Origin of the sequence: Enterococcus lactis (assembly GCF_015751045.1) — a bacterium.
Classification (GTDB): Bacteria; Bacillota; Bacilli; order Lactobacillales; family Enterococcaceae; genus Enterococcus_B; species Enterococcus_B lactis.
Genome location: NZ_BNJW01000015.1, coordinates 45,272 through 65,481, shown reverse-complemented (window position 1 = coordinate 65,481; position 20,210 = coordinate 45,272). Strand labels below are relative to the sequence as shown.

Sequence of the window (20,210 nt, the reverse complement as noted above, 5' to 3'; positions counted from 1 at the left end):
CTATGATGAAAAAAATGATTATGCAATTAGATACACTAGCTTGTCCAAGCTGTATGCAAAAAATCGAACATGCGGTTTCGCAACAGCCTGGGGTAAGCAATACGAAAGTTTTGTTTAATGCGAGCAAAATCAAAGCAAACTTTGATCCAGATAAAGTTCACCCTGAACAATTAGCTGCAGTTGTGGAAAAATTAGGTTATGAAGTCCAATCAACAAAAGTAAAAGAGGCATAAATCAATGAATATAGTGGAAGAAAAATTTGCTCAAGAAATAAAACAAGCAGATATCGACCATCATAAACCAACTGCTGGCGCCATGGTGGGGCATGTATTAGCAAATTTCAAATTAGAAGAAATGAAATTGATCCAAGCACAATTGTATGTTTTGGGTACATCTTCGCAAGAATTAAGTACCCTTTTTTCAGAATATGCTGATCAAGAAGCGAGATGGTTCAATAAAATCTCTCATGAGTTAGTGATTGAGAATGAAATCGTTCCGTCTACTTTAGAAGAAGTCATGCGTTATGGAAAAATTTACGAACATGGTCAAAACAAATATTTACTAGCCTCAACAATATTGGAAAACTTTGCAAAAGATTTTGATTTCCAAAATGTCTTTATCACACGGGCAATCAAGTTAGCTGAAAAAGAAGAAAAATATGGCTTGCAACAATTACTCGTTGAACTTTTAAGTTTCAATAAAGAAATCATCTACCAAGTACAAAGACTCCAAGGAAAAACTGTCCGACAAGATTTGGATGAGGAAGACGATGATGACTAAAAGTCTATGTTTCTTCAAACACAAATATAAAGCGTGAGAAAAGCAGGAAAAAAACACGAAGTTTTTGTCTTAAAAATAAAATAAAAAGAAGCACCCGCTGATGTTGTCTATAAGACATCAGCGGGTGCTTCTTAGTTTTTAAATGGTTTAAAAGATGGATGAGAAAATACAAAAAATCAATAAAATCACATTGCTTATTTGATAGAATAAAGAAGTGGGGGAGTAATCGAAAGGGGTTTTTTAATTGAAAAAAAGGATTTTATTAATAATGGGTCTAGCTTTTTTGTTAGCTGGTTGTACCAACGGGAATGAACCAAGAAAAGAATCAACAAAAGAAACAGCGAAAACAACAATTGCAACTACTACAACAACTAGCACAGAGAGCAAGTCAACTGCAACAAGTACAGAAACAGCAGATACCTCTACTTCGTCAGAGTCTTCCAAAACGACTGAAACAACTCAAACATCTACTTCAAGTTCTTCTGTAGAGGCTTCATCTTCCTCTTCAGAAAGCAGCGAACAAGTCGAACAAACACTGTGGAATGCAGACAAAGCCGCACAATTAGAGGCATTTATGACCACATGGGGCCAAACAATGGGACAACAATACAAAAGTTATACGAATCAAATGAGTGTGGACTTATATGGTCTTAAAGTCCCTCAAGCTATTTTGAATGGGGAGTGGAAGATGGCTATTGGTGGAGTGCCTGTTTCTGCAGAATGGTCAGAAAGCGGGACAGGTCAAGCAGATTATCAAATCACAGCCGTCTATTCCGATGCAGAGACAGAACCATATCTGAAAAAGCACGTCTATCTATTCGGTTTTCAGCAAAATCAGCCAAAAGTATTGGTGACACAACAAAATCAGGGGAATCCCGATAATTATCTTTACTTCAACGAGACAGCGAATAATGAATTGAAAAATGGCTTTGATCAAATCGTTTATGGGCAAGTAAACCAGTGAGAGTGAGAGAAAGAAGAGACTCAGTGGAAAATATTAATTGATTGTTATGTCAAAGAATTAAGATGAAGGATGAAATTTCTAGTTTCGTCCTTCATCTTAGTTACGTTTTACTTGGATAACTTTAATAATAACGATAAATAGTTTTCTCTCGACTTCTTTAGAGATTGAATAAACCCTCCAATACTAACATTGAATGTTGCAAGAGCATGAATTGCCAATTGTATTATTAGAATTTTTAGAAAATTGCACCTTTAGTTTCTTTAGATAAAATGATACAATGATTGGTAAAATTGTGAAAGGGTGGTCATTTGTTAGAGAAGTTTTTGGATATGTCGTTAGTTCAACGTATTGTTGTTGGTATTTTAGTCGGAATATTGTTTGGTATCTTTTTCCCCACGTGGACATTTATTTCAATATTGGGTACGTTGTTTGTCAGTTGCTTGAAAGCAATTGCGCCTCTTCTAGTTTTTTTCTTGACGATGGCTTCAATTGCCAAACATAAAATAGGAAATAAGACATTTGTGAAGCCTATTTTAGTCTTATATTTAGTAGGAACATTGCTTTCGGCACTTGTAGCAGTGATTATAAGTTCAATTTTTACTGTTCCTATTACTTTACAAGAAACAGTATCTGAACAAGCACCGCAAAATTTGGAAAGTGTTTTATCTACGATGTTGACAAATGTCACACAAAATCCTGTTCAATCGCTCATTGATGCGAATTATCTTGGTGTCTTATTCTGGGCTGTGTTGTTAGGTCTGGCTTTTCGAGCACGTTCAGAATCGACAAAAGAATTGGTGGATCAAATATCTGTAGCATTATCACAAGTCGTACAAGTGATTATTGCATTCGCTCCGATAGGGATTTTAGGATTGGTTTATCAATCGATTGCCACGACTGGAATCGCTGGATTGGCAGAGTATCTGCAGCTTTTACTTGTGTTGATTGGCACGATGCTGTTTGTCGCATTAGTTGTGTACCCGTTCCTCACGTTTTTGTTTATTAAAGAAAACCCCTATCCATTGATTCTTTTTTGTTTGAAAGAAAGTGCGCTTCCCGCTTTCTTTACCCGAAGTTCTGCCGCAAATATCCCGATAAACATGATGCTGGCTGAAAAATTGAAATTGACGAAAGAGTCTTATTCCATATCGATCCCATTAGGTGCTACGATCAATATGGGCGGTGCTGCGATTACCATTTCCGTGATGTCATTGACGGCTGTACATTCCTTAGGGATTGAAGCACCATTTGTTTTGAAAGTCCTTTTATGTATTTTGTCTGCTTTAGCTGCTTGTGGGGCTTCAGGTGTTGCGGGCGGTTCACTGTTATTGATTCCATTAGCATGTAGTTTGTTTGGTATCTCTAATGATGTTGCGATGCAAATCGTCGGTATCGGATTTATTATCGGTGTTATCCAAGATTCAATGGAAACTGCCTTAAATTCCTCAAGTGATCTGTTGTTCACTGCAATAGGAGAATTAGGCGCGCGTAAAAGAAGTGGAGAAAAAATCAAATTGAAAGATCGATTAGATGGGTTAAATGAACGTTGAATATTAGATATTTAGGGATGAACCTTAAGACGATTCAAATTTTTAATGAGTTATGTAGATGTTCGTGTAAAATAGAGGATCCTGTTAAATCGAGATAAAGTCGTTTATAATAACAATTAAAAGCATAGGTAATTGTTATTGGAGGCGCATCATGGATTTTTTACGTAAATTTGGTTTCTTCTTTTTATTATTAGGCGTGTTGAGTGATTTTTTGACTCCGTACGTATTAGGATTGTATTATCCTGAATTAGATCAAATGAAGAGTGTGATTAGTGTATTTGGAGAGATTTCCAGTCCTGTAAGAAAAGCATTTCTTATTTGGTCAGTGGTTTCAGGGATTTTTTTCATCCTGTCATTGCCTGCATTGTATGCTGCATTTGTAAGTACATCTCGTGTGTTAGCTACCCTGGTTACAGCATCTATCGGTTTTTATGGTATAGGTGATTGTATCTTTACAGGTTTGTTCAGTATCAATACCCATGAATCTTCGTGGAATGTCTCGACATGGGTCCATAATATCGGATCAGGTTTAGGTTATAGTGGTTTTTTATTGTTTCCAGTTCTTCTTTTCTTGATCTATCGAAAAAATGGGCAAATGGACGTAAGCCACTTATACCTTGGATTGTCTGTGATCAGTTTGCTTTTTGCGGCGATTTATGGTCTGGCAAGAATTCCTTCTATAAATTCTTGGTCATTCCTGAATAAAATAGGATTTTGCCAAAGAATCAGTTTTTTCTTTAATTATGTGCCCATTGCCTGGTTGAGTATCTTGCATCTCAGACAGTAAAACTTGAGCCATCAAATTGAACAGTCAGCGGACATTTCGTCCGTTGGCTGTTTTTTTGTTTTTCTGAAATATAGTTCCATAATTTTCTTGTATAGCTTCTGTTTTAGCGTATATTAACTGAGAAAGAGCAGTGTATGATTTCTCAGGTTATTTTAATCTTTTATTTGGTCTAGTTCTCCTTATAAGAAAAAATTATAGTGAATATAGAAGGTGATGGAAATGAGTGTAATACAATATCAAGAAAGCAAACTACGAAGAGTAGCGATCCTGAACAGATTGTCCAATTTCGAGCATGTAAGTTACCAGCAACTTTCTGAAGAATATTATGTTTCCAGAAGCAGTATCGCAAATGATATTTCTTACATCAAATATGTATTTGCGAAAGAAGGGTTGAATCTCAGTTTTGATCGTTTCGGGACATATTTTGAAGGAAATGAAATACAGGTTCAGAAGGTACTGAAGCGTATGATCCTGAATCATTTTGATGAATTGGAGATCGTAAGAGAAATAGTGGATCGAAAGCTTCTAGCAATAGTCGAACGATCTTTTCGCGAGAGCATTGCAGACAAGCAAATTGAGCTACCAGAAAGCTACTTTTCAAGTATCATCGTTTCAATCTTATTGATGATTCAGCGTTTAAGAGAAGGGAAGAAAATCAGTTTAAAAGGTAAAAATCAATATGGAAAGTATTTTTTAGAATTCAACAAATATCCCCTCGTTTGTGAATTGCTGCATCAGTTAGAGGAACAGCGTATTTACCAATTTTCGCAAGAAGAAGTACAGTATTTGACTTATGTTATTGTGGGAAGTGGTTTACGCTTTTTCATGAAAAATGAAACGATCCCTTTAGTATTTCGAGAAAAAATCCGGCAATTGATCCAAAAAGTGAGTAGAGGCATTCAGATAGATCTTACCCAAGATAGTCGTTTAGAAGAAGATCTGCTTGTCCATCTGTATCAGCTGCTTTTACGTATTGAGGCTCAAACGACCATCGTAAATCCTTTGATAGATGAGATAAAACAAAATTATCCTTCTTTGTATGGTGTTGTCTGGTTTGCGTTAAATGATTTTCGCTGGCCTTATCAAGTAAGCTTGTCCGAAGATGAAGTAGGTTTTGTAGCTATCCATTTCCAAGCAGCAATCGAGCGTGTCAAACGATTAAATAGACTCTTATTCGTATGTCCCAATGGCATGGGAACCAGTTCATTTGTTTCTGCAAAAATCAGAAGAATCTTACCTGATATCGATAGTATCGAAACAGCATCTGTCGATAAATTGAACAGACTAGATTTGTTTGACGTAGATTTGATTATCTCCACTGTCGATATACCTAAACAAATTAGACCAGTAGTAAGAATTTCGCCAATGGTTACTGCTAGAGATATGAAACGTATCATGAATCATTATATCGATCTGGTCATAGATAACGAACAAATAAACATCGAAGGCTCGATAGCTGAAAAAGTGAAACCTCTTATTTCCTCTAATGTCTATTTTGATCACTTTGATTCAAAAGAAGCTGCTATCCGTTTTTTGGTTGATCAGCAACAGTTTGAGAATGAAGAATCGAAACAGCGATTTCTCTACTCTATTTTTGAGCGTGAGGAAATCCAATCAACATACTTGGAGAATGGTTTTGCTATTCCTCATGGCAATCCCAATGTCGTTAAACAAACTTCGGTTGCTGTATTGATAGCAGACAAGCCATTTTCATGGGGATATCAAAAGGCAGATATCGTTGTTCTGCTAATGATCCGAGAAGAAGATGTGAAAGAAGTCGAACCTGTGATGAAAATGGTCATGCAAGGAATAGAGGATAAAAATTGGTTTATTTCAAAAATGTTGGAGGTCAGAGAATGAGTACTATCAATAAATTGCTGCCGAAAAATCAAATCCAAGTAATAGAAACGGCTGAAAATTGGATGAAAGCAGTCGAAATCGCTAGCAATCCATTATTAAAAAACAAAATGATAACGCATACGTATTTAGAAAACATGATCAGAAGTGTAGAGGAAAATGGACCATATATGGTATTGGCTGATTATTTTGCGCTGATGCACGCAAAACCAGGTCTTGGAGTAAACGAGCAAAGTATGAGCCTTTTAGTCGTAAAAGATGCTGTAGATATGAAAGGGAAACCAATCCATATTTTTTTGGTTTTAGCTGCCAAAAACCACGAAAGCCATCTGGAGAGATTAAAAGATATCATGGAAATATTTATGGACAATGAAAAATATCAAACGATTTTATCAGGAAATAAAGAAACAATCATTCAGTTATTTGCATAAGGAGGAAGAAAAATGAAAATTTTAGCAGTATGTGGATTTGGTGTAGGGAGTTCTATGGTTTTGAAAATGTCTCTTGATAAAGTAATTAAGGAGCTGGGTTTAAAGGCGACAGTGGAAAATACAGATTTATCCACTGCCAAAGCAACGATGGCAGATGTTTATTTTACAAGTCATGAATTACTTCCAGAACTAAAAGCTTCTGTAAAAGCGCCTGTTTATCCTATTAAAAAGTATATGGATACTTCAGAAATAAAGGCGCAATTGGAACAATATCTAGCTGATAAGGGGGAATAAAAGAATGAATTTCATTAGTGAACACATCTTGAAGAATCCGCCCGTCTTGTTAGGTTTGATTGCGATGCTCGGGCTGTTCATCCAGCGAAAATCATTTTCAGAAACGGTTAAGGGAGCTTTGACCGCTGCATTTGGTATGGTTGCTTTGACCGCCGGAGTCAATATGCTGGTCGGAACGATTTCTCCAATCAATATAGCTGTCCAAACACAGTTGGGTGTAGAAGTGACAGAAGGACTATCTGATGTGACGTTTACTGCAGAATATGGCGGAACGGTCGGATTAGCTATGTTTTTAGGATTAGTTATCCATTTATTGATTGCTCGGTTTACACCTGTGAAGACGATCTTTTTAACAGGTCATATGCTTTGGTGGTTTCCTTTCGTATTTGTAGCAGCTGGTGTGGAAGCAGGACTGTCAGGGGGAGCATTGATTGGGATCAGCGGGATTTTATCGGCTTGTTATTGGTCTTTTATGCCGTGGATCATGCGCAAATATGTCTGGGATGCTACGGGAGATGATTCTTTCCTGATTGGTCATCCAACGGGTGTTTTGTCTTTAGTTTCAGGATTTGTAGCAAAACGAGTAGGAAATAAAGAAAAATCGACAGAAGATATCAAAGTACCTGAGAATCTTTCATTTTTCCGAGAAATCTCAATTACAGGTGCACTAGTCATGTTCTTGATGAATACCGTAGTTGGGATCATCGCACCTGTTTTGATACCAGAAGGGGATAATCTCCTGATGTTTTCGATTGAAGCAGGGTTGAATTTTGGTGCAGGACTACTCATTATGCTATATGGTGTCCGACTACTGATCAATCAAATCATTCCAGCGTTTCAAGGGATTGCAGAAAAAGTCGTACCGGGAGCGAAACCAGCATTTGATGTGCCTATTTTATTCAATTATCGACCAAATGCAGTGATTATCGGTTTTATCGTGGCAATGATCACTTCTACGATTTTAGTTGTTTTGGCGAATTCATTCCATCTATTCGGCGTGTTGCTTGTGCCATTAGTAATCACAAGTTTCTTTGAATGTGGTGGTGCAGCAGTCATCGGTGAAGGTCAAGGTGGCTTTCGTGGAGCGGTTGTCGGAACAATCGCAGCTTCATTTGTCATGGTCGTATTAGCTGGTTTTTCAGCTATTGTTTTTAGTACGACGATCCAAAGCTGGATATTGATTTTCGGCGGAAACGATTTGTCGTTATGGGGAATGATCGGTAGAGGATTTAGCGGTTTGTTTGGAGGGTTCTAGATGTTCAAATATATGGATAAAATCAAACAGTTATTAGATTTGGTTGAAAAGGAAGAAAAAAAGTCAATCAAAGAAGCAATCGATGTATTGACCCAAGCGAATCTGCAAAAACGTTCGGTCTATATTTTTGGTGCTAGTCATGCTGGTATCTTAGCGGAAGAGATGTATTATCGGGCAGGTGGGATGATGACCATCAATGCTATCTTTGGACGAGAAGTGATGCTAGATCGTTCCCCTATCACCTTTACCAGTCAAATGGAACGTTTAGAAGGATATGGAACGAATTTAGCAAAAACAGTTTCATTTAAAAATCAAGATGTATTGATCCTTCACTCGGTATCGGGAAGAAACCCAATCATTATTGATTTAGCGTTAACTGCAAAAGCGAAGGGCGTAAAAATCATTAGTTTGACGAATGTCCAATATTCACGATCGGTCACTAGTCGTCATTCATCAGGGAAACGATTGTTTGAGGTTTCTGATATAGTTATCGATAACCATGGGGATATAGGAGATGCTTGCTGTGAGCTGACAGGTATCGTACAAAAAGCCGGTCCTTCCTCTACTGTAATCGGTGCAGCCATCCTCAATACGATCATCGTGGAAGTTTGCGAACAGCTTATTGCAAATGGGATAAAACATCCTCCTATATTTTATTCGGCGAATTTAGATGGGGGCGATCTGCGAAACGCAGAATTATATGAGGAATATAAAGAAGTGATTCATTATGAATTATAAATAATACAATTGTTCATAAACAATTATTTAAAGCTACTTGGTTTCTCTCACAGAGAAGCAAGTAGCTTTAATTTGTGCTACAATCTTAAAAAGGTAGAGAGAAGACCAAATGGAATATAGAGGAGCCACAAAAATATGAGAAACATCAAGTTGACGATCGAATATGACGGAAAAAGATATTCAGGCTGGCAAAGACTTGGAGATGACGATAAAACCATCCAAGGGAAAATCGAAAAAGTGTTGCATCAGATGACAAATGAAGAGATAGAAATTATTGGATCAGGAAGAACAGACGCCGGCACGCATGCGCGAGGACAAGTGGCAAATTTCAAAACAAACTCAGAAATTGGACTGGCAGAAATGATCGACTTTATGAATCGCTATCTTCCGCGAGATATTGTCATCAAAAGAATCGAAGAGATGCCTGAGCGCTTCCATGCAAGATATAATGCGGTGGGCAAAAAATACAGCTATTATGTTTGGAACAACGTGATTCCTTCAGCATTTGAACGAAATCACAGCTTTTATTTTCCTCAAGAGTTGGATATGGATAAGCTGAATGCAGCTTGCGAAAAATTGATGGGTACACATGATTTCATTGGTTTTTCTGCATTGAAAAAATCAAAAAAATCTACGGTACGTACGATTGATGAATTATCTATCGAACGTAAGGGAGAAATGCTTCATTTTACTTTTGTCGGAGACGGATTTCTATATAAAATGGTGCGAATCATCATGGGAACATTACTAGAAATCGGTACAGGTGCCATGCCGATAGAAACAATCGATGAAATATTCGAAAGCAAAGTGCGGCAGCATGCAGGAGAAACCGTCCCTGCACAAGGTCTGTTTTTGGATGAAGTTTATTATCGTTCATAAAAAAAGAATCATCTTTACTCGACTTCTGAGAACTGGAGAACATCCCTTTTTTCAGAGGTCGTTTTTTAGTTAAACCAAACCATAGAGTATACTTTTTAAGATAAAGATCATCTTATATCATCTGAAGCCGCTTATCTTCTTTGAATAGATACGATTCAATCGCTTATTTCCTCACTTTATGATAAATTACAGCTAAAGTCACTAGCTTGTCTTCTTCGGAAAGGAGGAGAGTCTATGGATAAGGAACAAGTATTCATTCAAACACTTTATAATCTGATTTTAAATCCGAATACACGAGATTGGGAACGAAAAGTATTGATCCAGACAAAGAATGACATAAGAGAGAATACATCCGCTAAAGAACAGTTATCAAAACTAGAAGCAACACTACGTCCATTAGCTATCCGAATGAATCTGACGCCTGACGTAATGGACTTTTATTTATTGCTTACGGAAGGATTTGACACGCAACAAAAATATGACTTTTCCAAGCATGCTATGCAAGATGCTGACTATCAAGAACGTGCAGTATTTGCAGGGGGATGTTTCTGGTGCATGGTCGAGCCGTTTGAATCGAAAAAAGGGAACCTATCCGTTTTGTCAGGATACACGGGCGGACATGTTGAAAAACCAAATTATGATCAAGTAAGTGGTGGTTACACAGGCCATGTGGAAGCTGTGGAGATCATTTATGATACGAGAGAGATAAGTTATAGCGATTTGTTGACAATCTATTGGCAAATAACTGATCCCACAGATGCCTTTGGACAATTTCAAGATAGAGGGAAGCAGTACCGTCCGGTGATTTTTTATCAAGACGAACGTCAGAAAAAATTAGCGGAGCAATCGAAACAGGAACTAGTCAGTTCAGGAACGTTCCGCCAACCAATCGTCACAAAAATTGAACCAGTTGGTACGTTTTGGCCAGCAGAAAATTATCATCAGCAATTTTACAAAAAACAACCGAAACGCTATAAAAAAATTCAGCAAGCACGTAAACAATTTCTGATCTATCAACGAATAAAAAACAAATAGTAAAAAAATACAAGAAAAAATCATTTTGACTAACTCCTTTTCTTTAAAATGTAGTAAACTAAAAGCAGAACGAAAGAAAGCGTTTTAAAAATGGTAAGGAGGAGAAAACTTGTATATTGCAGATAGTGCACGTTATGAAAAAATGGAATATCGTAAATCCGGTCATTCAGGTTTGAAATTACCGATTTTATCTCTCGGATTATGGCAAAATTTTGGTGATTATGATCCTATCCATAACCAAAGAGAGATTTTAAGAGGTGCATTCGACATGGGAATTACCCATTTCGACCTTGCGAATAATTATGGAGGCCCTGCTGGAGCTGCAGAGAAAAACTTCGGGCGTATTTTTAGAGAAGATTTTCAAGCCTACCGTGATGAACTGATTATTTCTAGCAAAGCAGGTTATCATATGTGGGAAGGTCCATACGGAGAATGGGGCTCTCGTAAATCTATCATTTCAAGTTGTGATCAGAGTCTCCAAAGAATGGGGCTAGATTATGTCGACATCTTCTATCATCATCGTCCAGACCCTGATACACCTTTGGAAGAAACAGCAGAAGCATTGATGCAACTTGTAAGACAAGGGAAAGCATTATATATTGGTATATCCAACTATAATGGAGAAGATACCAAAAAAATGACTGAAATTTTAAAAAGAAAAGAAGCACCGTTCATTATTCATCAGATGCGCTACAATATGTTTTCTCGTGAACTACTAGAAGACGACTTATCTCCAGTATTAGACGAAGAAGGTCTAGGAGCAATCACGTTCAGCCCGCTTGCCCAAGGTTTGCTGACAAATCGTTATCTGCATGGGATTCCTGAAGATTCTAGAGCACATCGTAAGGAAATACCATTCCTTTCAGAAGAACAAGTTGGATCAACTCTGGAAAAAATCAAAGCACTGCAGACAATCGCCGTATCACGAGGGCAATCATTAGCGCAAATGGCCCTTGCATGGAATTTGCGACAAAAATCTGTTACGAGTGTACTGGTTGGAGCAAGTCGGTTAAGTCAGTTACAAGAAAGTGTTCGAATGATGGATAATTTAGATTTCTCACCAGAAGAAGAATTGAAGATCGACCAAATTCTAGAATAGAAACGATGTAATCAAACTTTTTATCCATCTATCAAAAAATGTCATCAAGAATCGAATGAAGCTCATCTATTATTGAACATCATACGTTTTGTCGTTCAAAATAAAAATGATCGAAGGCTAGGAGTGAATTTTATCCTAGTCTTTTTTTATGGTAAATAGCTTCGTTTGTATATCCATGAACGGATGAATCGATTTTTATACAAAAAATCATCAGATGATTCAAACGTGTTATAATAATTACGAAAAAATACATCAGATGAAAAGGAGGTATGTGGTTTGGAAGAAAATAAAACCCTAGTAGAAGTAACCACGGACAAGATCCTTAGATATTTAAAGGAAAAGCAGTTGCAAGTAGGAGATAAATTGCCGAATGAATATGAGTTGTCCGATTATTTAGAGGTGGGACGCAGCACGGTGCGAGAAGCTGTCCGAGCGCTTGCTTCTAGGAATATTCTTGAAGTTCGGCAAGGGGCGGGGACATTTGTCAGTGATAAGCGAGGGATTGCTAATGATCCACTCGGTTTTTCTTTGATTGAAGATCAGGACCGGATGATACGAGACTTGTTTGAGCTGAGATATTTACTGGAGCCAAAGATGGCAGGGTTAGCGGCGGAATATGCAACGAAAAATCAAATCAGCCGAATGAAAAGCTTAACGCAAAAGATTGAAACGTCTTTTCGAGAAGGTACACAAGATCATGTTCAATTAGACATCGATTTTCATACGACGATTGCAGAAGCTAGCGGAAACGTAGCGTTACTGCATATCATTCCGATCATTAATGAATCGATTGCTTTATTTAACAAAAATTATGATATCCAGCATTTGAAAATCGAGACGATCGATATCCACACAGAAATCGTTCAGGCTATCGAGAGGCGGAATGTACTTGCGGCATTTGATGCGATGACTGTCCATATGGCAACAAATCGGAGAGAATTACAGAAAATAATTGGGAAGAAAGAAACTAATTGACAGTTCATCTGATGTATTTTATGATAAATACATCAGATGAATTTTTGTTTTATATTTGGTAAAACGGACAAGCAAATAGTTTTTATTCACCGAAATGTAAGCGCTTACTAACAGGCAAAAAGAGATGACGGCAAGGAGAAGAAGCAGGAATGAGGGGATCTGGAATGAGTTTTATGGATAAATTAGCCAATGTTTTAGGGAACGTGGCAACGAGAATCAATAATTTAAGGTATATCATGGTGATAAAAAACGCATTTGCTGCATTGATTCCGGTAATTATTACGGGTGCTTTTGGCACGTTGTTTTCAGCAATGGTCTTTGATTCGGAAAATGGGTTAGCACAGATAAGTTTTTTGCGTTTTTTAGAAGAATTAAAACCTATCGCATCTGCCATCAGCTATGTCACACTAAGTTTCTTGACCATCTATGCTGTTTTTCTGATAGGGATCGAATTAGCAAAGCTGAATAAAGTGGATGGTGTATTCCCTGGTATTATCGCAGTGATGTCTTATTTATCTGTTAATCCAACTGTTTATGAATTAGTGAATGAAAATCAGACTGTTATAGTAGAGAACGTATTGGCTAAACAATATACAGATACGAAAGGGTTATTTTTGGGAATGTTGGTCTCCATCCTTTCCATTGAACTTTATTGCTGGTTGAGGAAACAGAAAAAACTACAGCTGAGAATGCCTGATACCGTGCCAACGAATGTTTCTGCCAGTTTTTCTGCGTTATTTCCCACGATTCTGACAGTATCAGGTATCGCGGCTGCGGGGTTTATCATCAAAGAACTTACAGGGATGTACCTTTATGATATCATTTACAATGTCGTACAACGCCCATTAGAAGGTGTCGTTCAAGGGCTACCAGGTATTTTGTTATTGATGTTCATTGCGCAAGTCTTTTGGGTGATTGGTATCCATGGAAATCAAATGGTGAAGCCAATTCGAGAACCGTTGCTTTTAGCGGCAATTGCTGTAAATACGGAAGCTTTTGAAGCTGGAAAAGAAGTACCAAACATTATCACTATGCCATTTTGGGATATGTATATGAGTATGGGCGGGTCTGGGGTCACGATAGGTCTACTGATAGCAGTATTGCTAGTGGGAAAGCGAGAAGATATGAAACAAATCACCAAGTTATCTCTTGCTCCTGGGATCTTCAACATCAATGAACCAGTTATTTTTGGTATGCCGATCATGCTGAATCCTATTTTAGCTATCCCGTTTATCTTAACGCCGCTTGTTACAGGAACGATTGGTTATTTTGCAACCGCTTTAGGATTTGCGGCAAAAGCAGTTGTAATGGTTCCTTGGCCGATGCCGCCGATCGTCAATGCTTATCTGGCCACAGCAGGAAATATCGGTGCAGTTATTACGCAACTTGTTTGTATTGTTGTTTCTATTTTGATCTATCTGCCATTCGTAAAAGTAGCAAATCGTGTGGAAAATGATGTGATCTAAAAAACAGGAGGAAATCATGAAAATTACTATTCCAGAAAATTTTATTCTTGGTGCAGCATCTTCTGCTTGGCAAACGGAAGGTTGGAAAGGAAAAAAAGAAGGACAGGATTCGTTTATAGATAGCTGGTATAAAAATGAACATTTTGTTTGGCATAATGGGTATGGTCCAGCCGTAGCAACTAATTTTATGGAGCAGTACCAACAGGATGTAGATTTGATGAAATCCATCCATCTGACACATTATCGGACTTCTATCAATTGGGCTCGTTTTTTCACTGATTACGAGAATTGTATAGTAGATGAAGAATATGCTCAGCATATAAGTGAAATGATCGACTCTTTGATCGAAGCAGACGTAGAACCGATGATTTGTTTAGAACACTACGAAGTCCCTGCTTTTCTTTTGGAAAAATATGATGGCTGGTCTTCAAGAAAAGTGGTTGATTTTTATGCTAAGTACGCAAAGATTGCTTTTGATCGTTACGGTGACAGGGTAAAAAACTGGTTTACATTCAACGAACCAATCGTTCCCCAAACGCGTTGCTATTTGGATGCTGTTCGCTGGCCGCATGAACAAAACACAAAAAAATGGATGATGTGGAATTATCACAAAGTATTAGCAACGGCTAAAGCTGTAGAAATTTACCATAGTGGCAATTATGGCGGAAGGATTGGCTGTATTTTAAATCCTGAGATGGTCTATGCTCGTTCCAGTTCTCCAGAAGACCAAAAAGCTGCTTATATGTATGATCTGTTTTATAATCGAGTATTTTTTGATCCGATGGTAAAAGGGTACTACACAGAAGAGTTCCTAGAGTTGTGTCGAAAACAATCGATTTATTTCGATCCTGCAACAGAGGATTTAGAAACGGTTCAGCATCATACAGTAGATTTCCTTGGGATCAATCAATATTACCCTAAACGCGTTCGTGCTCCTCGTTATCAATGGAATGAAGAGACACCTTTCCATCCAGAACGATATTATGAAGTCTTTGATTTACCTGGAAAGAAAATGAACAATTCTAGAGGGTGGGAGATCTATCCAAAAATCATGTACGATATAGCCATGTATCTAAAAGAAAATTATCATAATATCCCTTGGCTGATAACAGAAAATGGTATGGGAAGAGAACATGAAGAACAGTACATGGATGAGAAAGGAATCGTGCAAGATGACTATCGTATCGAATTTATCGGACAGCATTTGCGTTATTTGATCAAAGCAGCAGAAGAAGGTGCAAATTGCGAAGGTTATATGCTATGGGCATTCACTGACTGTGTTTCACCAATGAATGCATTTAAGAATCGATATGGATTAGTTCGAATCGAATTGAACGATGAACGGAGCAGAATATTGAAAAAGTCTGCTTCCTGGTATCAGTCTCTGATTGATAAGAGAGAATTAAGCTTACCTGATGAAGCCTATAAATAACTAGAAGTTTTTCGAAGATATTGATTGTATTTGATGGTTATTTGGAATAAAGGAGGTTGTGAAAGTAGCATTTTGACCTCTTATTCAAAAAAGTTGTGACAAAAGACTTGTCACAACTTTTTTTGTGCACGTTAAAAGAAATAAATACAATAAAAAAGAATTTGTGTGTTTAGTGTGCGCTTTCTTTTTTAGTGTGTATGCAACTTGGTATAGACCATAAACGTGATATTATCAACTTTTTAAAGCGCTTTTAAAGTTGGCACACTACTTGCTTTATATACAAGTGTAAGAATAGAAAGGAACGTGTTTAAAATGGAAAAGAGAACAATCATGCTTGTATGTTCAGCGGGAATGAGTACAAGCCTCCTAGTCACAAAAATGCAAAAAGCAGCAGAAGCAAAAGGAATGGAAGCAGATATCTTTGCTGTCTCTGCCTCAGATGCAGATAATCAAATAGAATCTAAAAATGTAGACGTTTTACTTTTAGGTCCGCAAGTACGTTTTATGCAAAATCAATTTGCTGAAAAGCTAGCACCTAAAGGCATTCCTCTAGATGTGATCAATATGGCTGACTATGGCATGATGAATGGTGAAAAAGTACTCGACCAAGCAGAAAAACTAATAAACAAATAATAAAAATATCGGAGGAAACAAGAAATGGAAGATCAAAAAAATCTAGAAGCCATCATGGGTCTGATCATGTTTGGCGGAAATGCAAAAAGCGATGCAATGGAAGCGATTGCTGCTGCGAAAAAAGGAGATTTCACTTTAGCAGATGAAAAAATCAAAGATGCAGAGGAATCTTTAGTCCAAGCACATCACTCTCAAACAGAGATGCTGACGCAAGAAGCACAAGGAAACCACGTTGAAGTAACACTTTTGACAGTTCACAGTCAAGATCACCTGATGACATCTATTGCTTTTACAGATTTAGCAAAAGAGATCATTGATCTGTATCGTCGGTTGGACGCGTAATTCACAGTAAAGAAAAGAGGGAAGATTTATGGATAAATTTGTTGCATTTATGGAGAAACATTTTATACCTGTCGCATCAAAAATTGGTGCACAACGGCATTTAGTTGCGATTCGGGATTCATTTATGGTGAGTATGCCGTTAATGATTTTAGGAGCATTAGCAGTAATGATCAATAACTTACCGATTCCCGGATTCCAAGAATTGATGAATTCAATTTTTGGCGGTGAATCATGGAAAGGATTCGGGGCTGCAGCTTGGAACGGCACATTTGCCATTCTTTCTGTCTTGATTGCTTTCTTACTTGCGTATCATTTAGCTAACGGCTACCGAAAAGACGGTGTTTCCGCAGGTGTGATTTCTTTAGGCTCTTTCTTTGCTTTAGGCGGAGCATTAGGTATGAGCTCAAACGGTTTGTTTATTGCTATTATTGTTGGGATTATTTCAACAGAAATCTTTGTACGTTTAAGCGGAAATGAAAAATTGATCATCAAAATGCCTGATGGTGTGCCACCAGCAGTTGCGAAAGCATTTGCTTCATTACTGCCAGCAATGATCACTATCTCTGCCTTTGCTTTAGTTGCTGCAATTTTTGCTGCATTTGGGGTTGATGATATCGTAGGTTCGTTCTATACAGTGGTCCAAGAACCATTTATGGGACTTGCGAACTCTTATCCATCTGCATTATTGCTTGCATTTATCACACCATTCTTATGGTTCTTTGGTTTACACGGGGCGAATATGGTCGATCCTTTGATGCAAACGATCAATGCGCCGGCAATCGAAGCAAATGTCAATGCGATCGCAGCTGGACATAGCGCACCATTTATCGTGAACAAACCTTTCTTCGACAGCTTTGTCAATTTAGGAGGAACAGGTGCAACATTAGGTTTACTGTTAGCTATTTATTTAGTAGGACGTAAAAACAAACCGTATATGGTTGTAACAAACTTGTCGATTGCGCCAGGTGTTTTCAATATCAATGAACCAACGATGTTTGGTTTACCGATCGTATTGAATCCAATCATGTTCATTCCATTTATTTTGACACCAATGGTCTTAGTTAGTGTTGCGTACTTTGCGACTTCTACAGGTTTAGTGCCAGCAGCTACTGTTATGCCACCATGGGTAACACCACCAGTTATTGGCGGTGTATTGGCAACGAAGAGTATTGCAGGTGGTGTACTGGCCGCTGTCAATCTGATCCTTTCTATTTTGATCTATCTGCCGTTCGTCAAGGTAGCTACGATCCAAGAAAGAAGAAAAGAAGCTTTGGATGCTTAATGAAAAAAGAAAGCAGAACCGGTTATCTGGTTCTGTTTTTTTATGGAAATAAGTAATTTAAAACTTAGGATCGAATAATGAATGAGAAAATCGAGGTATATTTGTCTTGAAATTTGTGTATAAATAAAAAATCCCATTCATTCAAAAAAATCGAGCGATTGGAAAGCTATTTGAAATACAAGGTGCTATAATAGACCAAATATGAATGGGAGAGAGTACAAATGGAGAGAAGAACAGTCATAAAATTGCGGGATCGACCGACATTGATAAAAGAAACAGCCGAATGGTTTGCTTCAAAATGGCATCTGCCAGTTGCTGTTTATGAAGAAAGTATCCAAGCAAGCACGAGAAAAAACACATCGGTTCCGCAATGGTATGTGGTGTTGAATGAATGGGGAGAGATTATTGCAGGTGCAGGTGTTGTTGACAATGATTTTCATGATCGAGTAGATTTGACTCCGAATGTCTGTGCGCTGTTTGTTGAAAAAGACTACCGAAACCAACGGATTGCCAAAATGATTTTAGAAACGATCAAGCAAGACTTTGCAGAAATGGGCGTAAAGGTGCTTTACCTTGTGACGGATCATACGGATTTTTATGAAAAATACAATTGGCAGTTTATCGGGATGGCTCAGGATAATGAAGGAATTCCTGTGCGAGTGTACCAAATGACGCTGTAAGAGTAGATACATGAAACAGCATAGACGTGAGTATATAGAGAAGGAAACCGAAAAATTGTTCTATACTTAGAAATTTTTCGAATCGCAGTATGCGAAATATGCACAACACAAGAATAACAAAAAAGCATGGAGAAGGCTAAACTGCCTTCCCATGCTTTTTCCTTGTTCTTTTCTCGTCGTAAATGAAAATGTTCCTAACGATTCTGAGAATAGGACGAATCGTCAAGAAAACAGCACCAGCCAAATAAAAATAGGTGCCATATCGATCGGGGATTTTAGTTAAGGAAGCAAGGCTTCCAAAAATATAGAAAATCCCGGTTAATAAGTCGACAGCTAGTGAGATCAATGTGTAACGGTTTTGGAAATAGAAGCGGAAGCGACGTCCTCGTATTTCGATATCTTCTTCTTTTCCTATTTCGATCTCATGGGTATTTCGTTTGATTTTGGGCATAAAGAAAATCACCTGTATTTTTTACTGATTTCAAGGTTTCAAAACAACTTTTATATTTTTATCTTCTTTTTTGTCAAAGATCTCATATGCTTGTGCTGCTTCTTCTAGTGGCAGCGAATGAGTAATGATCTGTGTAGGATCAAATAGTCCTTCTGCAATCATTTCGTAGATTTTCGGCATCAGATGGATAATTGGTGCCTGTCCATGCTTGACCGCAATATCTCGCATGAAAAACTCTTGAAGCGGGTAAGAAGAAGCTGGCGTCATATACACACCAGTTACTTGGACGGTTCCGAATTTTTTGACAGCTTGCGAAGCCATCTGTAATGGAGAAATCGTGCCGCTTTGTAGGCTCACCAAATTTTTTGCTTTTTCTTTTACAGGTTCTAACCCATCCATTCCTACACAATCGATGATGACATCGGCACCACCTTTAGCCAACTCATACAATTCCGTTCCAGCTTGTGCTGTGTCTTCTAAGAAATAAGTTTCCACGCCGTTGTAATTAGCCGCTTTATCTAAACGATGTTGTACTGGATCCACTGCAATCACGCGCTCTGCTCCAGCCATTACAGCGAATTTTTGAGCAAATAGACCGACTGGACCAGATCCTAGAATCACAACTGTATCGCCTTTTTTTACGCCTGCATTTTCAACGCTCCAATAAGCTGTAGGCAAAATATCTGATAAAAACAAAACTTTTTCATCAGGAAGATTATTATCTGGAACGACAAACGACGTAGAGTCTGCATAAGGTACTCTTAGGTATTCTGCTTGCCCACCCCAATGATTGCCATTCAACTTGCCAAAACCGAAAAGCCCGCCATATAACTGATCTGGATTTGTTTCATCACATTGGCTTTCCATGTGATTCAGGCAGAAATGACAATGACCACAACTGATATTAAAAGGGATAACCACTCGTTGCCCTTTTTTCAATGTTTGAACTTGTGATCCTACTTCTTCAACGATTCCCATAGGTTCGTGACCTACAACATACCCTTTTTCCAAAACTGCTTCACCATGATGGTAAAGATGCAGATCGGAGCCGCAAATGGCGGTTGCTGTGATACGGATGATTGCGTCTGTTGGTTCTAATATTCTTGGATCATCTACGTTTCTGATTTCCATTTTTTGTTTTCCTTGCCAAGTGACTGCTTTCATTGGAGATGCTCCTTTCAGATTCACAAAATTGTCTGCATTATTGGTACTACAGATAGTTTCATTCTAAAGGAGTTCTTATCTTTTTGATAATGAAACGCTTTTTTCTCAAAATAAAA

At 37.9% G+C, this 20,210-nt stretch carries 22 protein-coding genes; 20 read left to right on the top strand and 2 right to left on the bottom strand.

All coding sequences use genetic code 11. The annotated features are described in order from the left end of the window. Positions 1-5: 5 nt before the first annotated feature. The 20 genes from KFO35_RS09275 to KFO35_RS09180 all read left to right on the top strand — a co-directional run bounded on the left by KFO35_RS09275 (position 6) and on the right by KFO35_RS09180 (position 18,479). Positions 6-233, top strand: coding sequence for a heavy-metal-associated domain-containing protein (locus KFO35_RS09275; protein ID WP_025477381.1), 228 nt, complete (start codon positions 6-8; stop codon positions 231-233). A 4-nt stretch (positions 234-237) separates the two neighbouring features. After that, a complete protein-coding gene (locus KFO35_RS09270; protein WP_002316022.1) occupies positions 238-780 on the top strand; it encodes a ferritin-like domain-containing protein in 543 nt (180 codons plus the stop codon). 244 nt (positions 781-1,024) lie between these two features. Next, the gene (locus KFO35_RS09265) at positions 1,025-1,744 is read left to right on the top strand and encodes a DUF4767 domain-containing protein (protein ID WP_025477380.1); all 720 of its coding nucleotides are present in this window, start codon (positions 1,025-1,027) and stop codon (positions 1,742-1,744) included. 329 nt (positions 1,745-2,073) lie between these two features. Then, a complete protein-coding gene (sstT, locus tag KFO35_RS09260; protein ID WP_002316020.1) occupies positions 2,074-3,294 on the top strand; it encodes a serine/threonine transporter SstT in 1,221 nt (406 codons plus the stop codon). Between the two features lie 151 nt (positions 3,295-3,445). Further along, positions 3,446-4,081: a DUF998 domain-containing protein gene (locus tag KFO35_RS09255; protein ID WP_002316019.1), complete on the top strand. Its 636-nt coding sequence runs from the start codon at positions 3,446-3,448 to the stop codon at positions 4,079-4,081. Positions 4,082-4,300: 219 nt separating this feature from the next. After that, the gene (locus tag KFO35_RS09250; RefSeq protein WP_025477379.1) at positions 4,301-5,941 is read left to right on the top strand and encodes a BglG family transcription antiterminator; all 1,641 of its coding nucleotides are present in this window, start codon (positions 4,301-4,303) and stop codon (positions 5,939-5,941) included. After that, positions 5,938-6,369 carry a PTS sugar transporter subunit IIA gene (locus tag KFO35_RS09245; protein ID WP_002292322.1) on the top strand — a complete coding sequence of 144 codons (432 nt, stop codon included), beginning with the start codon at positions 5,938-5,940 and terminating at the stop codon, positions 6,367-6,369. Before KFO35_RS09250 ends, KFO35_RS09245 begins: the two co-directional genes overlap by 4 nt. Positions 6,370-6,381: 12 nt before the next feature. Beyond that, the gene (locus tag KFO35_RS09240) at positions 6,382-6,663 is read left to right on the top strand and encodes a PTS sugar transporter subunit IIB (RefSeq protein WP_002292323.1); all 282 of its coding nucleotides are present in this window, start codon (positions 6,382-6,384) and stop codon (positions 6,661-6,663) included. Between the two features lie 4 nt (positions 6,664-6,667). Then, on the top strand, positions 6,668-7,918 hold the full coding sequence (gene ulaA / locus KFO35_RS09235; RefSeq protein WP_044382708.1) for a PTS ascorbate transporter subunit IIC: 1,251 nt from the start codon (positions 6,668-6,670) through the stop codon (positions 7,916-7,918). Further along, positions 7,919-8,656 carry a sugar isomerase domain-containing protein gene (locus KFO35_RS09230; protein ID WP_002316015.1) on the top strand — a complete coding sequence of 246 codons (738 nt, stop codon included), beginning with the start codon at positions 7,919-7,921 and terminating at the stop codon, positions 8,654-8,656. 135 nt (positions 8,657-8,791) lie between these two features. After that, positions 8,792-9,535, top strand: a complete 744-nt coding sequence (gene truA, locus KFO35_RS09225; RefSeq protein WP_002316014.1) for a tRNA pseudouridine(38-40) synthase TruA — start codon at positions 8,792-8,794, stop codon at positions 9,533-9,535. Positions 9,536-9,769: 234 nt separating this feature from the next. After that, the gene (gene msrA, locus KFO35_RS09220; RefSeq protein WP_156272231.1) at positions 9,770-10,570 is read left to right on the top strand and encodes a peptide-methionine (S)-S-oxide reductase MsrA; all 801 of its coding nucleotides are present in this window, start codon (positions 9,770-9,772) and stop codon (positions 10,568-10,570) included. Positions 10,571-10,712: 142 nt separating this feature from the next. Beyond that, on the top strand, positions 10,713-11,669 hold the full coding sequence (locus KFO35_RS09215) for an aldo/keto reductase (protein ID WP_181728966.1): 957 nt from the start codon (positions 10,713-10,715) through the stop codon (positions 11,667-11,669). Positions 11,670-11,945: 276 nt separating this feature from the next. Continuing rightward, entirely contained in the window at positions 11,946-12,644 is a 699-nt protein-coding gene (locus KFO35_RS09210) for a FadR/GntR family transcriptional regulator (protein ID WP_002316012.1), read from the top strand. A 149-nt stretch (positions 12,645-12,793) separates the two neighbouring features. Continuing rightward, positions 12,794-14,110 carry a PTS sugar transporter subunit IIC gene (locus KFO35_RS09205; protein ID WP_002292491.1) on the top strand — a complete coding sequence of 439 codons (1,317 nt, stop codon included), beginning with the start codon at positions 12,794-12,796 and terminating at the stop codon, positions 14,108-14,110. 16 nt (positions 14,111-14,126) lie between these two features. Next, positions 14,127-15,542, top strand: a complete 1,416-nt coding sequence (locus KFO35_RS09200; RefSeq protein ID WP_002316011.1) for a glycoside hydrolase family 1 protein — start codon at positions 14,127-14,129, stop codon at positions 15,540-15,542. A 312-nt stretch (positions 15,543-15,854) separates the two neighbouring features. After that, positions 15,855-16,175, top strand: coding sequence for a PTS sugar transporter subunit IIB (locus KFO35_RS09195; RefSeq protein WP_002316010.1), 321 nt, complete (start codon positions 15,855-15,857; stop codon positions 16,173-16,175). A 24-nt stretch (positions 16,176-16,199) separates the two neighbouring features. Next, positions 16,200-16,517, top strand: coding sequence for a PTS lactose/cellobiose transporter subunit IIA (locus tag KFO35_RS09190; protein WP_002292496.1), 318 nt, complete (start codon positions 16,200-16,202; stop codon positions 16,515-16,517). A gap of 28 nt (positions 16,518-16,545) precedes the next feature. Further along, the gene (locus tag KFO35_RS09185; RefSeq protein ID WP_002316009.1) at positions 16,546-17,799 is read left to right on the top strand and encodes a PTS sugar transporter subunit IIC; all 1,254 of its coding nucleotides are present in this window, start codon (positions 16,546-16,548) and stop codon (positions 17,797-17,799) included. Positions 17,800-18,020: 221 nt separating this feature from the next. Further along, a complete protein-coding gene (locus KFO35_RS09180) occupies positions 18,021-18,479 on the top strand; it encodes a GNAT family N-acetyltransferase (protein WP_002292498.1) in 459 nt (152 codons plus the stop codon). A gap of 136 nt (positions 18,480-18,615) precedes the next feature. Here the strand turns inward: KFO35_RS09180 and KFO35_RS09175 are convergent, their stop codons facing one another. Further along, entirely contained in the window at positions 18,616-18,930 is a 315-nt protein-coding gene (locus tag KFO35_RS09175) for a YrhK family protein (RefSeq protein ID WP_002292499.1), read from the bottom strand. A 30-nt stretch (positions 18,931-18,960) separates the two neighbouring features. Further along, positions 18,961-20,094 carry an alcohol dehydrogenase catalytic domain-containing protein gene (locus tag KFO35_RS09170; protein ID WP_025477377.1) on the bottom strand — a complete coding sequence of 378 codons (1,134 nt, stop codon included), beginning with the start codon at positions 20,092-20,094 and terminating at the stop codon, positions 18,961-18,963. Positions 20,095-20,210: the final 116 nt, after the last annotated feature.